At 69.9% G+C, this 17,252-nt stretch carries 15 protein-coding genes and 1 pseudogene; 1 reads left to right on the top strand and 15 read right to left on the bottom strand.

Translation table 11 applies throughout. From position 1 onward, the window contains the following. Nucleotides 1-1,269 precede the first annotated feature (1,269 nt). The 10 genes from CUT83_RS03255 to CUT83_RS03210 form a co-directional block, all read right to left on the bottom strand. Complete coding sequence (locus tag CUT83_RS03255; RefSeq protein WP_101254359.1) at nucleotides 1,270-2,229, bottom strand: tyrosine-type recombinase/integrase; 960 nt, start codon at nucleotides 2,227-2,229, stop codon at nucleotides 1,270-1,272. A 166-nt stretch (nucleotides 2,230-2,395) separates the two neighbouring features. After that, nucleotides 2,396-3,247, bottom strand: a complete 852-nt coding sequence (locus CUT83_RS03250) for a galactose-1-phosphate uridylyltransferase (protein ID WP_143688478.1) — start codon at nucleotides 3,245-3,247, stop codon at nucleotides 2,396-2,398. Between the two features lie 16 nt (nucleotides 3,248-3,263). Continuing rightward, complete coding sequence (locus tag CUT83_RS03245) at nucleotides 3,264-4,286, bottom strand: GHMP family kinase ATP-binding protein (RefSeq protein ID WP_101254357.1); 1,023 nt, start codon at nucleotides 4,284-4,286, stop codon at nucleotides 3,264-3,266. Further along, entirely contained in the window at nucleotides 4,283-4,960 is a 678-nt protein-coding gene (locus CUT83_RS03240; RefSeq protein ID WP_143688477.1) for a ribonuclease FAU-1 family protein, read from the bottom strand. The genes CUT83_RS03245 and CUT83_RS03240 overlap by 4 nt, the downstream gene beginning before the upstream one ends. Continuing rightward, nucleotides 4,957-6,150, bottom strand: a complete 1,194-nt coding sequence (locus tag CUT83_RS03235; protein WP_101254355.1) for a glycosyltransferase family 4 protein — start codon at nucleotides 6,148-6,150, stop codon at nucleotides 4,957-4,959. Before CUT83_RS03235 ends, CUT83_RS03240 begins: the two co-directional genes overlap by 4 nt. After that, complete coding sequence (locus tag CUT83_RS03230) at nucleotides 6,147-6,908, bottom strand: nucleotidyltransferase family protein (protein WP_143688476.1); 762 nt, start codon at nucleotides 6,906-6,908, stop codon at nucleotides 6,147-6,149. Before CUT83_RS03230 ends, CUT83_RS03235 begins: the two co-directional genes overlap by 4 nt. Next, nucleotides 6,905-7,885 carry an NAD-dependent epimerase/dehydratase family protein gene (locus CUT83_RS03225; protein ID WP_101254353.1) on the bottom strand — a complete coding sequence of 327 codons (981 nt, stop codon included), beginning with the start codon at nucleotides 7,883-7,885 and terminating at the stop codon, nucleotides 6,905-6,907. The genes CUT83_RS03230 and CUT83_RS03225 overlap by 4 nt, the downstream gene beginning before the upstream one ends. Continuing rightward, complete coding sequence (locus CUT83_RS03220; RefSeq protein WP_101254352.1) at nucleotides 7,882-9,204, bottom strand: carboxyvinyltransferase; 1,323 nt, start codon at nucleotides 9,202-9,204, stop codon at nucleotides 7,882-7,884. Before CUT83_RS03220 ends, CUT83_RS03225 begins: the two co-directional genes overlap by 4 nt. Nucleotides 9,205-9,277: 73 nt before the next feature. After that, nucleotides 9,278-9,982 carry a D-glycero-alpha-D-manno-heptose-1,7-bisphosphate 7-phosphatase gene (locus CUT83_RS03215; protein ID WP_101254351.1) on the bottom strand — a complete coding sequence of 235 codons (705 nt, stop codon included), beginning with the start codon at nucleotides 9,980-9,982 and terminating at the stop codon, nucleotides 9,278-9,280. A 79-nt stretch (nucleotides 9,983-10,061) separates the two neighbouring features. Further along, the gene (locus CUT83_RS03210; protein ID WP_101254350.1) at nucleotides 10,062-10,859 is read right to left on the bottom strand and encodes a phosphotransferase; all 798 of its coding nucleotides are present in this window, start codon (nucleotides 10,857-10,859) and stop codon (nucleotides 10,062-10,064) included. A gap of 312 nt (nucleotides 10,860-11,171) precedes the next feature. On the opposite strand from CUT83_RS03210, the gene CUT83_RS03205 reads away from it, so the two are divergent. Beyond that, a complete protein-coding gene (locus CUT83_RS03205) occupies nucleotides 11,172-11,864 on the top strand; it encodes an HAD family hydrolase (RefSeq protein ID WP_101254349.1) in 693 nt (230 codons plus the stop codon). 37 nt (nucleotides 11,865-11,901) lie between these two features. On the opposite strand, the gene CUT83_RS03200 is transcribed toward CUT83_RS03205, so the two are convergent. The 5 genes and pseudogenes from CUT83_RS03200 to CUT83_RS03180 all read right to left on the bottom strand — a co-directional run bounded on the left by CUT83_RS03200 (nucleotide 11,902) and on the right by CUT83_RS03180 (nucleotide 17,094). Continuing rightward, complete coding sequence (locus CUT83_RS03200) at nucleotides 11,902-13,224, bottom strand: asparagine synthase-related protein (RefSeq protein ID WP_158238960.1); 1,323 nt, start codon at nucleotides 13,222-13,224, stop codon at nucleotides 11,902-11,904. Nucleotides 13,225-13,373: 149 nt separating this feature from the next. Next, nucleotides 13,374-14,927 carry an asparagine synthetase B family protein gene (locus CUT83_RS03195; RefSeq protein ID WP_101254347.1) on the bottom strand — a complete coding sequence of 518 codons (1,554 nt, stop codon included), beginning with the start codon at nucleotides 14,925-14,927 and terminating at the stop codon, nucleotides 13,374-13,376. A gap of 72 nt (nucleotides 14,928-14,999) precedes the next feature. Beyond that, complete coding sequence (locus tag CUT83_RS03190; RefSeq protein ID WP_101254346.1) at nucleotides 15,000-15,611, bottom strand: SIS domain-containing protein; 612 nt, start codon at nucleotides 15,609-15,611, stop codon at nucleotides 15,000-15,002. A gap of 85 nt (nucleotides 15,612-15,696) precedes the next feature. After that, nucleotides 15,697-16,263, bottom strand: a pseudogene (locus tag CUT83_RS03185) (histidine phosphatase family protein); the annotation flags it as partial. Between the two features lie 15 nt (nucleotides 16,264-16,278). Beyond that, nucleotides 16,279-17,094 (bottom strand): transposase family protein, encoded by an 816-nt coding sequence (locus CUT83_RS03180; RefSeq protein ID WP_439144991.1) that lies wholly within the window; start codon nucleotides 17,092-17,094, stop codon nucleotides 16,279-16,281. Between the last annotated feature and the right edge of the window lie 158 nt (nucleotides 17,095-17,252).

Below are 17,252 nucleotides of genomic sequence, written 5' to 3'. Positions count from 1 at the left end.
AGCGCGGCGGCGCCGGGCCGGGCGCCGCCGCGCTGGCCCCTCCTCGTCTTCGCCGCCGGGGCCGCGCGCCGTCACCCGCCCGCGCCCGCAAGGGGGCGAAAAGACCAGGCCGGGGCTGGGGGCGGTCGGCTCCACGGCTTTACCCACCTGCCCGGTCCGGGACCCGCGTCGGGCACGACCAGGGGGCCACTCGGACACATTGCGGGCAGGTCCAAAGCCTGCCCGAGTTGCCAACCAGCGTACGGCCCCCTGATCATGCCCGACCCCAGCCCAGGCAGGACACCGGCCAAACCCGCTCCACCGACCTCACGCCGTCCCTCTTGCGGTCCGCTGGACTCATGAGCCTTGCCAACCACATAAGAGGTGGCATGCACACACCCTCTCAGGCGGAGATCAGGCGAACAGCCCTTGAAACAGACGGTACGTCAAGTCATTGACGTACTCAGGAGCTTGTACGTCTCCCAGTAAACGTACGCTAGGGTGATCGTGGGTAGCGCTGGTGGAGCACCTGCATCCTCGGACGCAGTAGCGCGACGTCGTTCGCCGTGAACACCACGATGCCACGGAACAACGAAGGACCACGGGCGCTCTCCTGCCATAGAGATAATTGCGCCCGCGGCCTTCGCTACATAGGAAGGTGCACCCTCTATGGCTGGCTACAGCCACTCACGTACACACCCTCATGTGCAGAGTACCTACTGCCCGGTGTGCAGTACAGCGGCGGGCCGCCCCGTCACCCCACTTGATGCATGCATCTGGAGGATTGAGCGGCTGATCGAGCGACTGGGCATGGCTGTGACCGCAGCCCTGGTCACAGCCGTGGGAGCGATTGTCGCCGCGCTGATCGTCTCAGTGGGAACCGTCTTCGCCTCTGCGATCCCGCACATGCTTAAGTTGCTCTAGCTCGATCGGCGCTGGGACCATTTTGGGACCACACGCTCCGCACGGCAGCGCACAACCCCAGCTCAGCGGAACGGCGGATCGCGCACCGCAGGGCCTCTGATCTGCGAAAACGTCTACCGCGATGATCTGGGGGTCAAGGGGTCGCAGGTTCAAATCCTGTCGTCCCGACACTGTCGGAAGGCGCTCCGACCTGGGAGAAATCCCAGGTCAGAGCGCCTTTCTTCGTCTGACGGCACGCCAGGCCGGCAGGGGCGCCCCCACCTCTCCGGGGACCACCTGGGGACCAGCCCTGGGAAGACACCGCAGACCAGAGCACGCTTCCTCGGGGACCAAGATCATCCGCGTTCTTCCCCGCTTGTGGGATGTCTACAGCACCCGGCGCACCATCCCTGGCGGCTTCGGCGGGGCGGCCGCCACCGACAGGTGGGTGCTCAGCGAACGGCCCGCCTCGGTGATCGACCGCAGATCCGGGTGGAGATAGCGCTGGGTGGTCAGCGCCCCGTGCCCGGCGATCTTCCGCAGCACGTGCAGCGGAACTCCGGCGTCGGCCATCCACGTCAGCCCGGTGTGGCGCAGATCGTGCCGCCGAAGGTGCTCGTAGCCGAGCCCGGTGACGACCTCGTCCCAGCAGGTGGCGTCCCGCAGCACCGCGGTGGTGATCCGTCCGCCGCGAGGGCCGGTGAACAGCCGGGCGTTTGGATCCTGCCCGGCGGCCAGCAGACGCTGGGCGACCAGAGGCCGCACCTCCTCGATCAACGGCACCCGGCGAGCGGTCTTGCCCTTGGTCCGCTTGTCCGCCAGTCCGCCCGGAGACGGCGTGGTCTGGCGGCGTACGGTCCATATCCAGTTCACCGGGTCGATGTCCCGCACCCGCACTCCGGAGACCTCCCCGATCCGGGCGGCGGTGCACGCGGCGAAGACCACCACCTCACCCCAGCCCGCGAACCCGCCGTGGGAGCGCGCGACGAGGGCGTCGGCCAGCGTCGTCAGGGCCGTCCAGTCGGGCAGGGCCAGGCAGCGGGGATCGTCGAGTTCGTCCTCGGCCTTGTGGTACTCGCTCTGCCAGCCCTTCACCCGGGCCGGGTTGGACTGGATGAGCCCGTCCCGCCGGGCCTGTTCCATCACCCGCACCAGCACCGCCAGGCTGTTCTTCACCGTGGAGCGGCTGCATCCATCGGCGATCCACCCGTACACGCTGCGGTCCACCGCGCCGTTGCTGACCATCGCCAGCGGCAGATGTCCCAGGGACGGCACCACCCGCAACCGCCAGCCGGCCAGATAGGGGTCGGTGGTCTTCGGCTCCAGCCCGCGCAGCGCCAACGACATGTTCGCCTCCCCGTAGACGGCCAGCGGCTGAACGGAGGTGGCCGGATCGATCCCACGCAGAGCCGCGGCTCGACGCGTACCCGCCGACAGCCGCCTGGTACCCCCGGACCCACGCGCCCTGCCCGGTTCCGTTCCACCCGGCCGGTCCCAGCTCGGCGAGGGCCCGTCAGCCGTCGGCTCCCTCGGCCGCGAAAGCCTCGCGGAGCACGTCCGCGGCCCGTTCGGGCGCCAGCGGACTGAAGTAGAGCCCGGTGGCCAGCTCGGCGGCACCGAGTATGCGCATGCGGTCGGGGCCACGCAGCAGTCCGGCGATGGTGAGGCTGAGGTGGTGGGAAGCGGTCTGCGCGACCCAGAGCTGGTAGGGCATGGGCCGGCCGAAGAGCGCGTCCAGCGACCGCACGCCGCGTGTCAGAGCCTGTGCCAAGCCGTCCCTCTCACGGCCGTCGAGCAGGTCCAGGCCGGTCCTGTGCTCCTGCGGGACCAGGCGAAGAGTGTACGGAGCCGGCAGGGCCTCGGGAACGCTGACGGACCAGCCCCGTACCGTCCCGACGCGCAGTTCGGCCCGGCTCTCCCGGCAAGCGGGGCAGTCCTGTGGAGGGTTTTGGAGCAGCGGCGGCAGGGTGGACAGCGCGAAGATCTGGCTGTGCGGGTGGGCGACCGTAGCCCCCGCTTCCGCACCGCGGTTTTCGAACACCACCACGCTCGGTGGTGCGTACCGCTGGTTCAGGTCGCTGCCGCGCTCGGCCCACACGTCGATCACAGCACGGGCCCCGGCCACGTCCATGCGGGAGAAATCCACCTCGTGACCGGGCCCGTGCACCACGATCTCGCACCGTCCCGGCTCCAGGGGCGGCCATCGGTTCGGGAAGGCGTAGGGCCCGGTGACCTGCTCCGGCGCCTCCATGCCTCCGGGGCAGAAGGGGCAGTCCTGGGCACCGTGCTGAGACCGGTTGTTCCGGTCGCCCGCCACGTACACGCTGCGCGCGCTGAGGTCATCGCGTACCAGTCTCACTGTCACCGGTCACTCCTGGGTGTCAGAGGGGCAGGTCGGTGGCGCGGGAGCCGCTGCTGTCCAGGCCGAAGGGCAGTTCCTGCAGCCCCTCGGCGGCCATCGCCGCCCGGAGTTCGTCCTTGTGCCCTTCGCGGGCGCTGATCAGCAGGAATCCGCCGCCGCCGGCACCCAGAAGCTTTCCTCCGTCCCCGCCGGCGAGCATGGCCGTCCGGTAGAGCTTGTCGATCGCGGGGTTGGACACCCCGTCGCTGAGCCGCTGCTTGCTGGTCCAGTGTTCGTGCAGGAGCGGACCGATCTCGTCGACGCGCCCGGCACGGAGGGCGTCGAGCATGGGCCCGGCCAGGGCGCCGATCGCGTGCAGCGAGGACACCGTGACCGTGTCGCCGTGCCTGGTCAACTGGTCCTGCCCGGTGAGCGTCTGGCCGGCGTCGCGGCTCAGCCCGGTGTAGAAGAGCATGAGCCGGTCGCGGACGTAACGGTGGACGGCGTCGGGCACGACAACCTCCTCCGGCGTCACGCGGCGCGAACGGTCGATACGCAGTGCTCTGATGCCCCCGAAGGCCGCCATGTAGTGGTCGTGCTTGCCGACCGGGCGCGCCAGGTCGGCCATCTCGATGGCGCTGGCCTCCTCGGCCAGGTCGACAGGCTCAGGGTCCTCCCTGTGCCGCAGCGCGTGCAGGAGGGCGACGGTGAAGGCCCCCGAACCTCCGAGGCCGGTTCCGCTGGGCGCGTCCGCGCAGACGGTGATCTGGACATTGCGCCGGGTGCCGGTCCGAAGGAGGGCGGCCCGCGCGAAGCGGTGCCTCATACTGTTCGCGTCCGACACATGCTCGGTCGCCTCCCCCGCGAAGTGAATGTGCCCGTCGAAGCTGCGGGGGTGCACCGTGACACCGACGTACCGGTCGATGGTGAGGCTGATGACGGTGCTGCCGAACCGGTCCGCGTAGCTCGGCAGATCGGTGCCGCCCCCGGCCAGCGACAGCCGCAGCGGGGCGCGCGCGAGCACGATGGAGGCGGAGCGGCCAGTGGACGTGGGATTGTTCATGCGCTGTGCCCTCCTGCGGCGAAACGCTTCAGATCGCCGGGTACCGGATGCGCCGCGAGGACGGCCGTGAAATCCGGTAACCCGGCCGGGCGGACGGTCCACTGGGTGAGCGCGCTGCGGAAAGCCGGATCGGCCAGCCGGTTCCGCGCGCTCCTGGCCTCCCGCACGATGACCCCTGCGGTGTGCCGGGCGAGGTGGCCGCTGTCGACCACCCGCCTGAACCGGTCCAGGTCCTTCCACCGCGGCGACCGCCCGTCCACGGCCAGTTCGACGTCAAGCTCCCGGTCCATGGTGTCGAATCCCCAGGCCGTCCGGCGCAGCGGATCCTGACAGTTGGCGTACCACTTGCGCACGCGATCGGTGGCCGGGTCGGTGAAGACCGCCGTGCCGTACCAGCGGCCCCACTCCACCACGTACGTCCCGTGGTCCCCCCGCCAGGTGGTACGGCGCAGGCGCCAGCCCCGCTGCCAGCCGTGCGCGCGACGGCCGTCCGGGCCGAACGCCGCGGCCCACTCCGTGCCCTCGTGGATACGGAAGACGGTGCAGGAGGACCCGTCGTGCAGCACCGTGACCGGCAGCGCACACCACGTGCGCCCGCCCGCGGCGTGCCGCAGCACCACCCGCACGCCCTCCGGCCACGGCTCCCGTCTGCTCCTCGGCGCACCACGGGTCATGTTCCGGTGCCCCCGGCAGTGTGTGACCGCTGGTACGCGATCGCGCTGTGGTAGCCGGCGAGCGTGTCCGTCACCATACGGTCCTGGCTGAAACGCTCCTCGGCGCGGGCTCTGGCGCCGGACGCGAGGGACGCGGCCAGGCGGCGGTCCGTGAGCACCTCCACCATGGCCTCGGCCAGCCGCGGCGGGTCGGACGGCGGAACCAACAGGCCGTTCACCCCGTGCGTGATCACCTCGCTGATGCCCACGACCCTCGTCCCCACGACGGGCCTGCCCGCGCTCATGGCCTCGATCAGCGCCAGGCCGAGCCCCTCCTCGAGCGAGGGCTGGACGACGAGGTCGGCAGCCGCGTAGACGCCCGGCATGTCGGCCGCACCGAGGTCCTGGCGCAGTGTCACCCGGTCGGCCACTCCCAGTTCCCGCAGGAGCTCCCACATGCGTTTCTCGTAGTCGAAGTCCGAGACACGGCCGGCGAGCAGGACCCGGACGTCGGGGCAGCGGGACACCACCGAGGGCAGCGCGGCCGCGAGGTCGAGCTGGGCCTTGCGGGTGTAGACGCGGCCGGGCAGGACCACCAGGCGCTGGCCCTCCGAGAGCCCGAGCCAGCCGCGCACGGCGGCGCGGCTGCGGGCGTCGACGGGGATCGGCGGAACGCCGTGGTAGACCAGGCTCAGCCGGTCGGCCGGCACCCCGAAGCGCACCGCCCTGTCCGCGTAGAAGCGGCTGGCGGCGAAGTACATGCCGACCGGAAGGACCTGGTACGACAGCCGGCACCGGCCGCGTCCGTACCGTTCCAGATCGGGGTTCTGCTCGTGCAGGGAGCAGACCAGTGCGGCGTCGATGTCCAGGGCCACCATGCTCGCCAGGGTCAGGGTCTCGTGGCTGTTCGCGTGGACGACGTCGAACGTCTCGCCGTCCAGCACATCCCCGAGCTCGTCCAGCACCGAATACTGCATCTGGCGCCACTTCACCTTGTCGCGGGCATCCACACGCCCGGCGAACGTCCGGAGCCTGAGCACGCGGCCGCCGGGCTCGTGGGAGGTGAGCGGGAAGCCGTCAAGCCACGAGCCGTCGGTCGCGATGACCACGTCGTGCCCGCGCGCCACGAGACCTTCGCACAGGAACCGGGCGTAGGTCTCCGCTCCGCCGGTCAGCGGTTCGTAGGTCGACGTCAGCATGAGGATCTTCATCGCTCCGCCTCCGTCCTCTCGGCTGCGGGCCGCAACCAGGGAATACGCCCCTGTGCGGCGTCCGCGCGGGCGGCGGCCAGTGCCTCGGGAGTCCCTACATCGCGCCAGTAGCCGCTGAGCCGGTGCACTCCGACCCGCTTGCCGTCGGCGATCAGAGCGGGAGCGAGGTCTTTCGCGTAGTCGTAGACACGGCCCTCGGGGATCCGGTCGATGACCCGGGGGTCGAGGCAGTAGACGCCTGCGCTGATCCAGCGGTACTCGGCGTCCGGCACGTCGGGTTTCTCCTGCGCGCCCCGGACGTCGTCGTCCGGACCGATGTCCAGCACGCCGTACCTGCGTGCCTGAGTCACCCGGGCGCACGCGAAGGTCAGCGGACCCGGTCTGCCGGCGTGCGTGCCGACCAGCCTCTCCAGCGGTTCCCCGACGATGACGTCCGCGGAGGCGACCAGTACGGCGTCGTACTTCTGCAGCTCCTCCCGGAACACGCGTAATGCTCCGGCGGGGCCCGTCAGTTCCGGTTCGACACGGGCGCGCAGGGGCACCGGCGCCGGGTTGGCGTCGAGGTAGTCGCGCATGCGCTGGGCCTGATAGTGGAGGTTGATGCAGATCTCTGCCACGTCGGCCTGGACAAGACGCTCCACGAGGTGCCCGAGCAGCGGCTTGCCGCCCACCTCCAGGAGGGGTTTGGGCGTGCGCGCGGTGAGGTCCCCCATCCGGCGCCCCAGTCCGGCGCCGAGGATCATTCCGGCGAGTCTCACTCGGCCGCCCCCGCCCCGCCCGCGCTCGTCCGGACCGCCCGCGATTCCAGCCAGCTGATCACGGTCCGTATGCCGTCCTGCAGCGACACCTTCGGAGCCCAGCCCAACTGCTCCAGGGCACGGGAGTTGTCCAGACACACGCGGCGCACCTCTCCCGGCAGCGGCGGACCGAAGCGGTGCGGCTCGGCATGCCCGATCTGCCGCCGGAGCGCGTCGTGGATCTCCAGCACGGAGTGTTCCCGGGCGGAGGAGACGTTGATCAGACCGTGGCCGAGGCCGATGGCCCGCACGAAGGCGTCGGCCACGTCGCTGACGTGGACGAAGTCACGCGTGTTCAGTCCGTCGCCGTTGATGACGCACGGGCGGCGGTCCAGCATGGCCTGCGCGAAGATGGCGATGACGCCGGCCTCGCCGTACGGTGTCTGCCGGGGCCCGTACACATTGCCCAGGGCGAGCGCGGCGTAGTCGAGGCCGTGGAGCTCGTGGTAAAGGCGCAGATAGTCGATGGCGGCGGACTTCGTCAGGCCGTAGAACGACTCCGGTACGCGCGGGGTCGTCTCCGTGAGCAGCGTCTGCTCCTCGGCGGCATGTCCGTATATCGTTCCGCCGCTGGAGGCGAACACCACTTTGCGGCATCCGCCTCGACGCGCGGCTTCCAGCATGTTGACGAGGCCGATCACGTTGACCCTCGCGTCCAGCAACGGATCGCGCAGCGAGACCTTGACGCTGAACTGCGCCGCGAGCAGCAGCATCGCCTCGGGCCCGAAATCGGCGACGGCGACGGCCGTCGCGGGATCCGCCACGTCCGCTGTCAGCACGGTCAGCCCTGGGTACGCGGCCCGGGTCTCGGCCAGGTTGTCCGGATCGCCGGTCGAGAAGTCGTCGACGACCAGTACCTCGTGGCCCTGTTCACACAGCCGGTCGACGATATGTGATCCGATGAAGCCACCTCCGCCGGTGACTACGACCTGGCTCATCGCGCTGTCTCCTCTCGTATGGTCCCGACAGTGGTTACTCCGAGCGTTGCCAGATCACCGGCGAGGTCGGTGTAACCCCGCCGAATGTGGAAATCGTCCCGAACCTTGCACGGACCGTCGGCCGCAAGGGCGGCGAGCACGAGGGTCGCGCTGCCCCGGATGTCGGCGCAGGTCCCGAAGTCGCCTGCGCGGAGGGTGTCGCGGCTGTTGGGCCGGATGTCGGCGTGCACCGCGGAGCGGCCGCCGCGGGGCGCGTGCCGCAGTGAGATGCCGTCCAGTCCGTGCGGGACGAGATTGTCCACGTACTGGAAGCGCTGCAGGAACACGTCGTCGCTGAGCGTGCTGGGCCCCTGGCCCCGCATGGCCAGGAGGAGGGAGGTGAACGCCACCCAGTCACTGCTGAACAGGGGCTCGGAGCCGGCCGCGATCTGTACCGGACGAAGGAAGCCGGAGTCGGGGAAGCCGGCTGTGATGCTGTCCGCCGTGATGTCGCCGCACGCGTCGACGCGGTCGAGGAACTCGACGTAGCGGGGGATGTCCAGCGGCCTGGCACCGGTGACGGTGACCTTCCCGCGGGTCAGCAGTCCCGCGGTCAGGTAGGTGACGGCGTGGATGCGGTCGGGACCGACGGCCCACTGGGTACCGGAGTATCCGTCACGCCCCTCGATGCGCACATCGGGCAGCCCGCCGCTCACCTTGCCGCCCATCTCCCGCAGGCAGGCCAGCTGTTCCGCGCACGACGGCTCGACGGAGGCGTTGCCGATCGTCGTGACGCCGGGTGACACGGCCGCGGCGGCGAGCGCGATGACGGTGCCGGTCATGGTGGGGTACTCGAAATTCACCTGCGCGGCATGCCGTCGGCGCCACGTGTAGACGGTCGCCGTTCCGTCGGCGCGGGACTCGACTCCGAACTGCGCCAGGATGCGCGTGTACCAGTCGATCGGCCGCTGGCCGATCCGGCAGCCCTGCGGCGCCGACTCCATCACGACTTCTCCGGCGCGCGCCAGCAGCGCTGGCAACAGGCAGAACAGCGAGCGGGAACGGCCGGCGAGTTCGCTGGGCACGGTCACCTGCGGCGGCTGCAGGGGCTCGCCGAAGGAAAGCCGCCGGGTGCCGGTGTCGTACGTGACCCGGGCGAAGACCAGGGACAGGGCGGTACGCAGCGCGCGAGCGTCGATGTGGTCGGGTACGGAGGTGAGAACGCCCTGGTCACTCAGGGCCGCGCAGGCCAGGGAATGCGCGAAGGCATGCTTCGCACCGTCCAGGTGGATTTTCCCACTCAGCGGGGTTCCGTCGTGCTCGATCAAAAGGTCGGACATGATGACTCCGCGGTCGAAGGGTGTCGGCGCGGCCGGGCCGTGGGGCAGCGAGGAGCCGGCGGAAGCGCGGCGGTCAGGGATTGCCGACGGCCGGTGGTCGCGCCATGCGCTCCGGCTTGTCCGTGCACGTGGTCTCCCTCGCCAGCAGGCCGCCGAGCAACTCGACAGCCGCGGCCAGATCGGCGACGACGGGCGTGTCCGCGGCCTGGGGGTGGGTGGCGAGCCGGCCGGCGTGCTGCTCCCCCCGTCCGGTGCGCACCATCACGCCCCGGATGCCCGCGCTCCGCGCGGCAAGCATGTCCTCGACTGCGTCCCCCACCAGTGCCGTGCGGGAGGCTTCGAGCCCGAACCGGGCCACTGCCGCGTGGACCATGCCCGGTGCGGGTTTCCGGCAGCCGCACCGGTGGTCCGGGGCGTGCGGGCAGATGAAGGTGCCCGCGATGCCGACCCCCGCGGCCGCCAGCGAGTCGAGCAGGCCGCGATGCACTTCCAGTACGTGTTCCCGGGTCAGCAGGCCGCGGCCGATGGGCGACTGGTTGGTGACCAGGATGACGGGGACGCCCGCGGCGCAGACGCGGCGCAGGGCCTGGACCGCACCCGGCAGGAGCTTGACGTGAGCAGCGTCACGGACATAGTCGTCACGGTTCTCGATGATGGTGCCGTCACGGTCGCACAGCAGGGCGGCGGAACCGGAGGCACGGGTCGCTCCGAGGCGCTGGCCGCCCGCCGTGACGGCGGCGGGCGCAGCCTGACCCGCCAGGAAGAGTGGCTGGTTCACGTGTCACCGCGCAGCGGCACGAGACGGATGTCCGAGTGCACGTCATACTCCTTGGGAAAGCGGGTGATGCCGGCCGGCGTCATGTCGCGGAGACCGCCTCGAGCAGGTAGTCACGGTTCCGCTCCACGTGCCGGATGTCGCGCAGGTACAGGTCCACGTGCCCCTCGTCGATGGCACGCTGGAAGTTCTCGTCACCGTCGGCGGCGGACTGGCGGATGAGGTCGACGAGGGCCTGCAGACGGAGCTCCACGGCCCGGACGGCGTCCAGCCGCTCCGCGGGTGTGCATCCGTAGCTGTCCAGGAACAGGCGGGTGCGGTGCGCCTGCTCCGCCAGGCTGCCGAAGCCGTCTCCGTTGGCGGGGTCCGTCAGTGGTGCGAACCGGTACAGCGCGTAGCCGAGGTCCCAGCGGCGCGGCCCGGGCCTGGCGTAGTCGAAATCGATGACCCCAACGGTCCGGCGTCCGTCGAAGACGCAGTTGTACGGTGCGAAGTCACCGTGGCAGACCACCTCAACGGGCTCCAGAGGCGGGGCGTGCCAGCCCCGGTCGAGCGTGTGCGCCAGGTCGGCGGAGGCGTCGTGAAGCCTGCGCAGCAGCCGCGCGGCGCTGGTCAGCGCCTCCTCACTGCGCACCTCGGCGCTGAGCGGGTAGTTGCCGACCTCACCGGGCAGGTAGTCCAGGATCTCGCGTCCGCTGTCGTCGATCCCGTACCGGCGCGGCACTCCGGCGACGCCCGCCCGGTTGAGGTGGTCCAGCAGCTGTCCCACCGTGTCGCTCCACGGTCGCACCGCCCTCCGGACGGTTTCACCGACACGTACCACCCGGGTGGTCCCGCCGCCCACCAGCTCCACCTCTGAAGCTTCCGTCTTCTCAGCCATGACCGGTCGTACGCCTCTCCTTCGATGCGCCGCGGAACGAAAAACGCCAGACCCGAATTCATGTGCCCACATGCCTGACACCAGGGTGCATCCCGGGCAGCACACTTCGAGTATTTTCACGGCGCGCCGAAGGTATCACATCACCCGCCACACCAACAGAGGAGCAATTCTCTTGGAACTCCACAAACGGAATGATGAATTCCACCTGTCCGGTCAATTTCAATTCTTCTATCATGAGCGAGGGCAGCGGACTGGAACCAGACGATTGCCGCTGCGGCCGGACTGCGGACACGCCATAATCCGGGGAGCAGAATGAAGTTCACAGCGGTCCTGTTCGACCTCGCCGGCACTTTGACGGTGTCCTTGCCTCCCATGGATCCGGACGAACCTTGGCGGTGTTACGCCGAGACCGTCACGGGAGAAAGCACAGAAGAGCAAGTGAAACGTCTTCGCGAGGCCGAGATGCAGGCATTCCGGGCGTGCCGGGACGAGCAGCGATCCTTTACTTTCGAAAGAATCCTGGAACTGGCCGGGGTGCCATGGACACCGGACGGGGTTGCCGCCTATCGCCGGACCTGGGAACCATATACGCGTATTCCGCAGGAGACGGCGGCGGTACTGTCCGCACTGAGCCTGGCGGGTCTCGCCATGGGCCTGCTGTCGAACACGGTCTGGCCGGCCGCGTGGCACCGGGAGATGCTCGCCCGTGACGGGGTGGATCACTTCTTCGCCTGCACCGTCTTCTCCAGCGAACTGGCGGTGGCGAAGCCCCACCCGGAAGCCTTCCGCGCGCTGCTGGCCCGGCTGGGCGGCCCGGCCCCGCAGGAGTGCCTGTTCGTCGGCGACCGGATGTTCGAGGACATCGCCGGGGCTACCGCCGTGGGTATGAAGACGGCTCTGCTGCCCCATGACTCCGTACACCAGCAGCACCTGCTCACGGCGTCCTGCGAACCGACCTACCGGATCGAGTCCATCGACGAGCTCCTTGAGATAGTGGGGCACTGACCCGGCCGCTGCGGACCGGGCCGGGCTCCCACCGTGCTCACAGCGTTCCCGACAGCAGATAACCGGCCTTGTCGTAGTGACGCTCGACAAAACGCCTCAGGGAATGCTGCTCCACCCTGCCCCGCGCCAGTCGTGCGAACAGGCTCCGGTGTGCTTCTGGCACCAAGGGAGCGTCCGTGAGACGGTCGGCGAGCAGTCCCTCACCGGCGGCCTGGCTCCCGTACCGGTAGCCCGCGCCCCGGGCGAACGTCATCTTCGGGCGCTTGAGCACGTACTCCGGCAGATCGCCGCTGAGGGCCTTGCGCAGGGGGGCCTTGGTGAGTCCGCCGTCCACCAGTACCCCGGCCGGAAGCCGCAGAGCGATCCGCACCACCTCTGTGTCCAGGAAGGGGGAGCGGACGTCCACTCCCGCCGCCGCTGCCAGGCGGTCCAGCCGCTGGCAGCTCGTGCGGTGCAGGTTCCCGAGCTCCCGCAGCCGGTGCCGCTCCACCTCCGACTCGCTCTCCCCGCTGCTGCGATAGCCGCCGAACAGCTCATCGGACCCCTCACCGGTGAGCACGACCCGGGTCCGGCCGGACAGCGAGGACAGTGCGGTCCACGTGGGGAAGGAATGCGTCAGTACCTGCGACTCCCAGGTTTCCACCCGATCGACCATCTCGTTCAGCTGGCCGAGCAGTTCGGTCTCCGTGGCAGCCGGCACCACATCCAGCGGGACCCCCAGGTCGCCGGTGAGACGGCGGGCGTATTCGAGGTCCTCCGAACCCTCCGATGCCACCGTCACAGCACGTACGCGAGGATTGACACGCCGGGCCAGCGTCAGTACCGCCGAGCTGTCCAGCCCGCCGGACAGGAGGACCGCATAGTCCTCGTCAGGGACCCTGACACGCACGGCCCGGATCAGTGCCGCACGCAGTTCGGCACATGTCCCTTCGAGGTCCGTCTCGGTGCGGCGGGATCCGGCCGGTTCCGGCAGGGCGGCCTGAGAACCGGTTCCGGGGGATATCCGGAACTCATCCGGCCCGAGTGACGCAATGTGGCCGGGCGGCAGCAGGAGGATCTCTGCCACATCAGGTCTGGACGCCAGCCCCGCCAATTGGGAGGCGCCCAGAATCAGCCCTTCCTCGGTACGCGCAAGATGAAACGGGCGGGTGCCGATCCGGTCGCGCGCCACCACGGCACTCGCACTGCGGGGGTCGGCCGTCACCGTCACCCCGCATTCCGGAACGCGTCCCCCGCTTTCGGGCAGGCCGGGCAGTCCCCCGTCATGGAGTAGCGGCTGCTCGGCTCCGAGATCCGCGGTGCCGAGCTCGATCTGACGGGCCGAGACCGCCAGGCCCTCGGTCCGTACGGCGTGCACCACGGCCGAGTCGCCGGACGCGCCCTGTGCCAGGGAGTCGGCCAGGCGTGTGCCCTCGGACCGAGAGGCACCGATCACAAGCCCTATCCGCATGCTCTTTCCCACTTCCCCTCGATGCCCGTCCGGCTGCGCCGCGACCGTCCGGCGCCGCGCTACACACTGCGTGACCGCAGGTATCTGGCCGCTCCATAACCGCAGTCCAGGAAATGCCGCAGGAACAGCCGCTCGCTGGGGTACCGGGGCAGCTGCGCCCATTCCGCGGGAAGCACGGCCTCGTCGTCCTGTAGGGCGCCGAAGACACTGGACACCGTCTGTGGCGAGTACTCGTAACCGACACCCCGTGCGAAGGACAGCTTCTTGCGCTCAGCGATGCGCTGCGGCAGGACGCCGTGCGCCATGGCTCGGAGCACCCACTTGTTACGGCCGTCCCGGACCATCCACCGGGAGTGCAGGCCGAGGGCGAACTCGGTGACGGTGCGGTCCAGGAACGGCACCCGGCACTCCAGCGTCGCCTGCATACCCATGCGGTCCAGGCGCCGGCAGTTGGTGCGGTGCAGGTTCCGGACCCTGGCAAGCCGCTCCGACTGCAACGTCCCGTCCGAGGCGACGGGCTGCCCGTAACCGCAGAACAGCTCGTCAGCTCCCTCCCCGGTGAGCACCACCCGATGGCCGTCCGCCTGGATGGCCCCCATCAGGTCTGACATGGGAGCCGCGTGGTTGACCACCTGCCACTCCCAGGTCTCCACGGTGCGGATGACCTCCGGCAGCCGTTTGTACAGCTGGGTCGTCTCCGAGGCGGTGACCCGTACCAGGGGCACATCCAGCAGACGGCAGAGCTCCTCCGCGTAGGGCAGGTCGGGCGAGTCGGGGCGATTGAGTACGTAGGCCGTCACCTGGTCGTTCGCCTCGTGGGCCAGACGGAGGATCAGGGAGCTGTCCAGGCCGCCGGACAGCGCGACCGCGTAGGGGGTGCGCGGTGTACGCGCACGCACCGCCTCGCGCAGCAGTTCACCGAGCCGGAGAACTGTTTCCTCCTTGTTCTCGGCGTCCGCGGACGCCCCCTCGTTCTCGGGCAGCGGGCTGTGTTCCTCCGGCGCCCACCAGGTGGTCGTGGTGGGGGCGCCGGTCCCTGGCGGCGCCCACCGGAGGAGGCTTCCTGGAGCGACCGGTTCGACGGTGCCGGTCGCGTGTGGCGTGAGCGCTCTGATCTCCGACGCCCACAGGACCGTGTCGTTGGCGGCGGTCCAGTAGAGCGGCTTGATGCCCAGATGGTCCCGGGCCGCCCAGAGGACGCCGCTCTCCGTGTCCAGGCAGAGGTACGCCCCCTCCCAGACGAGCTCGGGCGTGGCCGCTTCCGGTCCCCAGTGCTCGATGGCCGCGGCGAGCACCGCGGTGTCACTGTCCGGCAGGCCGGCGTAGGAACGGTCGGCTTCACCCAGACGCCGGCTCAGCTCCTGGTAGTTGAACACCTCCCCGTTGAAGGCGACCAGATAGCGTCCGCGGGGTGACAGCACCGGCTGGTCACCCGCGGCGTGGCCCACGATGGGGAGCCGGTTGGTGCCCAGGGTGGTGGCCCACTCCGCGCGGTCGGCTGTCCGCCGGCCGGCTCGGTGGTGTCCCCGATGTGCCATGGCGTGCAGGATGCTGCTGGTCAGTGACCGTCTGCGGGCTGCGCGGGCGTCGTACACCGCGGCTATTCCGCACATGTTCCTCTCCTCGTGGACACGGCGCGGACTCGGCGATGTGATGGATGGGGCCTCAGGGCCGCGCGTCGCCGGTCATGACGTGCGGCACCTGCGTGCTTCGCCACCGCAGAGGATCCGGGCCACGACGTGGTTCAGTACGAGGTGCAGGTCCTCGGTCAGGCCGTAGTCGTCGGAGTCGATGGAGACGCAGCATTCGGAGTACTTCTCCAGGCTGCTGCCCTGCACTCCCACCCAGGCGATGGTGTGCATCCCTAGGTCCCGAGCCGTCTCGGCCGCCCGCAACATGTTCGGGGACTCGCCGCTGACGCTCAGCAGCAGCAGCAGGTCGCCAGTCTCCGCCTGCAGACCGATCTGGTGGGCGAACACCTCCTCGAAGCTCGTGTCGTTGGCGAGCGCCGTGAGCACCGAGGCGTTGTCGGAGAGCCCGACGACGCGGGCACGCGGCAGACCGACCGCCCGGCAGGTGCCGAGCAGGTCGCACACGACGTGGCTGGCCGTACTGGCGCTGCCGCCGTTTCCCGCCACGAAGACGGTGCGGCCTGCCCGGATGGTGTCGGCGATCCTCTGGGTGGCCCGTCCGACCGTGTCAAGATCCATACGCAGGGCCAGTTCGGACAGGTCTCTCATGTACGCCATCGCGGTGTTCACCGCGTCGGCATGCCGTGACAAGGGCTGGGTAGGCATGGCCAGCTGATTCCTCTCGGGGTCACTGCGAGTCCCACCTGGTGCGCCGGCCGGCGCACCAGGCCCGTCGGCGGTGGGCGCACCGTCACACAGCGCCGTCCGGCGCCGCTGACCGGCTGTCCACAGGGACAAGGTCCACGGGCAGCCCACCCCACACGGTGCACAGGAAGCCGTGCTCCCCGTCGACGAACTCGGCCGACTCCGTGTTGCGAAGCCAGTTCCGGTAACCGTGCCCGTCCGGCAGGTTCTCGCAGAGAAAGCACAGCAGGTGGAGCAGGCCGCCATGGGTGACCACCGCCACCCGCTCGTCGCCCGGGTGCCGCTTGCGCGCCCGGGCGAGGAAGCGCCGCACCCGGGCCATCGCGTCGACCGCGCTCTCACCACCGGGGGCGAGAGGGGATGCGTAGTCGGCCTCCTTGATCCAGCGCACCCAGCCCTCGGAGAGCAACGCCATGCCCTCGTCTTCGGGCATCCCCTCGGCCTTCCCCACCGAGACCTCCACCAGGTCGTCGTCGACCGTGTGCGGAATCCCGTGTGCCTCGGCGATCTCCTTCGCCGTCTGCACGGCGCGCACCATGGGGCTGCTGTAGATCTGGGCGACGCGCAGCCCGGTGCTGCGTCGCGCGAGCTCCCGGCTCTGCGCAAAGCCGTTCTCACTGAGGTTTTCTCAACGCCTTTCGTGCCATGCATTGTTGAGGACGAGGGCGGCCTGGGCGATGGCTCCGATCCGGCTGGGGCTGACCGTCACATGCTGCAGCGTGCGCCAGCGCTGTTTGAGCTCGGCCGCCGCACGCTCGCCGATCGCGCGGATGCCGCGCAGCAGCCGGTTGTGGGCGCGGGTGTCTGCCGCCAGGGGTGAGGCGATGTCGGGATGCGGGCGGAAGGGGGTGTGCACGCCGCTGCCGGCGCCGGTGTAACCCGCGTCAGCCAGGGTCGGCAGCCCGTGGCGGGCCGCGGCGTACAGCGCCGGCAGCACATGGGTCCGCGCGGCGCGCAGGTCGTGCACCGAGCCGGGCTCGATGTCGGAGACCCACAGCAGCGAGCCGTCGGAAGCGGCGAGGAACTGCAGGTTTCCGGCGAAGCGTCGTCCCTTGCCGGAGTACCACAGGTCGTTGCCCCGCTCGGTGGTGCCGGCCACCCGGTCGCAGGCGATGAGCGTGCCGTCCAGGACCACATGGCTCAGGCCCTGCTCACGGCAGCGCTCCAGCACTTGGTGCAGGTCCGGGGCGCGCTCGGCGAGGACGTCGATGCCCTCGTGCAGATACCGGTAGCCGGTGGCCTGGGAGATCCCGGCGTCGCGGGCCAGGCAGTGCACGCAGGTGCGGTGGCGGAACCAGCGCAGCACCAGGACCGCCTGGCGGAACGGGCCCAGCGCCCGCGAGCCGCGCGGAGTGCCGATCTTCCGCCGGTGGGCGGCCAGCAGGCGGGCGAGGAAGGCCACCACCGGGCGGGGGATGTCGAGCATGGCAACATAGGGGACCAACGTGAAGCCTCTGGTGTCGCAGGACGATCTTGTGAGAGAGAACCGTCCTACCAGGGGCTTTACGTCTGCCCGCCACCGGGGCAGGGCTGCCCGAATCGTCCGGACACCAGAGCCTCATCCGGCTTCGCGTAGATCATTTCGCTGAGAAAACCTCACTG

The organism is Streptomyces barkulensis (assembly GCF_002843305.1).
GTDB lineage: Bacteria > Actinomycetota > Actinomycetes > Streptomycetales > Streptomycetaceae > Streptomyces > Streptomyces barkulensis.
Note: the sequence above shows the minus strand (reverse complement) of the source record. Positions and strands in the feature narration are given on the sequence as shown.

Coding starts and splice junctions, on each gene's coding strand:
- CUT83_RS03255 (WP_101254359.1), bottom strand. CDS start 2,229: ATGTCGTTGGCGCTGCGCGGGCTGGAGCCGAAGACCACCGACCCCTAT.
- CUT83_RS03245 (WP_101254357.1), bottom strand. CDS start 4,286: ATGAACAATCCCACGTCCACTGGCCGCTCCGCCTCCATCGTGCTCGCG.
- CUT83_RS03240 (WP_143688477.1), bottom strand. CDS start 4,960: ATGACCCGTGGTGCGCCGAGGAGCAGACGGGAGCCGTGGCCGGAGGGC.
- CUT83_RS03235 (WP_101254355.1), bottom strand. CDS start 6,150: ATGAAGATCCTCATGCTGACGTCGACCTACGAACCGCTGACCGGCGGA.
- CUT83_RS03225 (WP_101254353.1), bottom strand. CDS start 7,885: ATGAGCCAGGTCGTAGTCACCGGCGGAGGTGGCTTCATCGGATCACAT.
- CUT83_RS03220 (WP_101254352.1), bottom strand. CDS start 9,204: ATGTCCGACCTTTTGATCGAGCACGACGGAACCCCGCTGAGTGGGAAA.
- CUT83_RS03210 (WP_101254350.1), bottom strand. CDS start 10,859: ATGGCTGAGAAGACGGAAGCTTCAGAGGTGGAGCTGGTGGGCGGCGGG.
- CUT83_RS03205 (WP_101254349.1), top strand. CDS start 11,172: ATGAAGTTCACAGCGGTCCTGTTCGACCTCGCCGGCACTTTGACGGTG.
- CUT83_RS03195 (WP_101254347.1), bottom strand. CDS start 14,927: ATGTGCGGAATAGCCGCGGTGTACGACGCCCGCGCAGCCCGCAGACGG.
- CUT83_RS03190 (WP_101254346.1), bottom strand. CDS start 15,611: ATGCCTACCCAGCCCTTGTCACGGCATGCCGACGCGGTGAACACCGCG.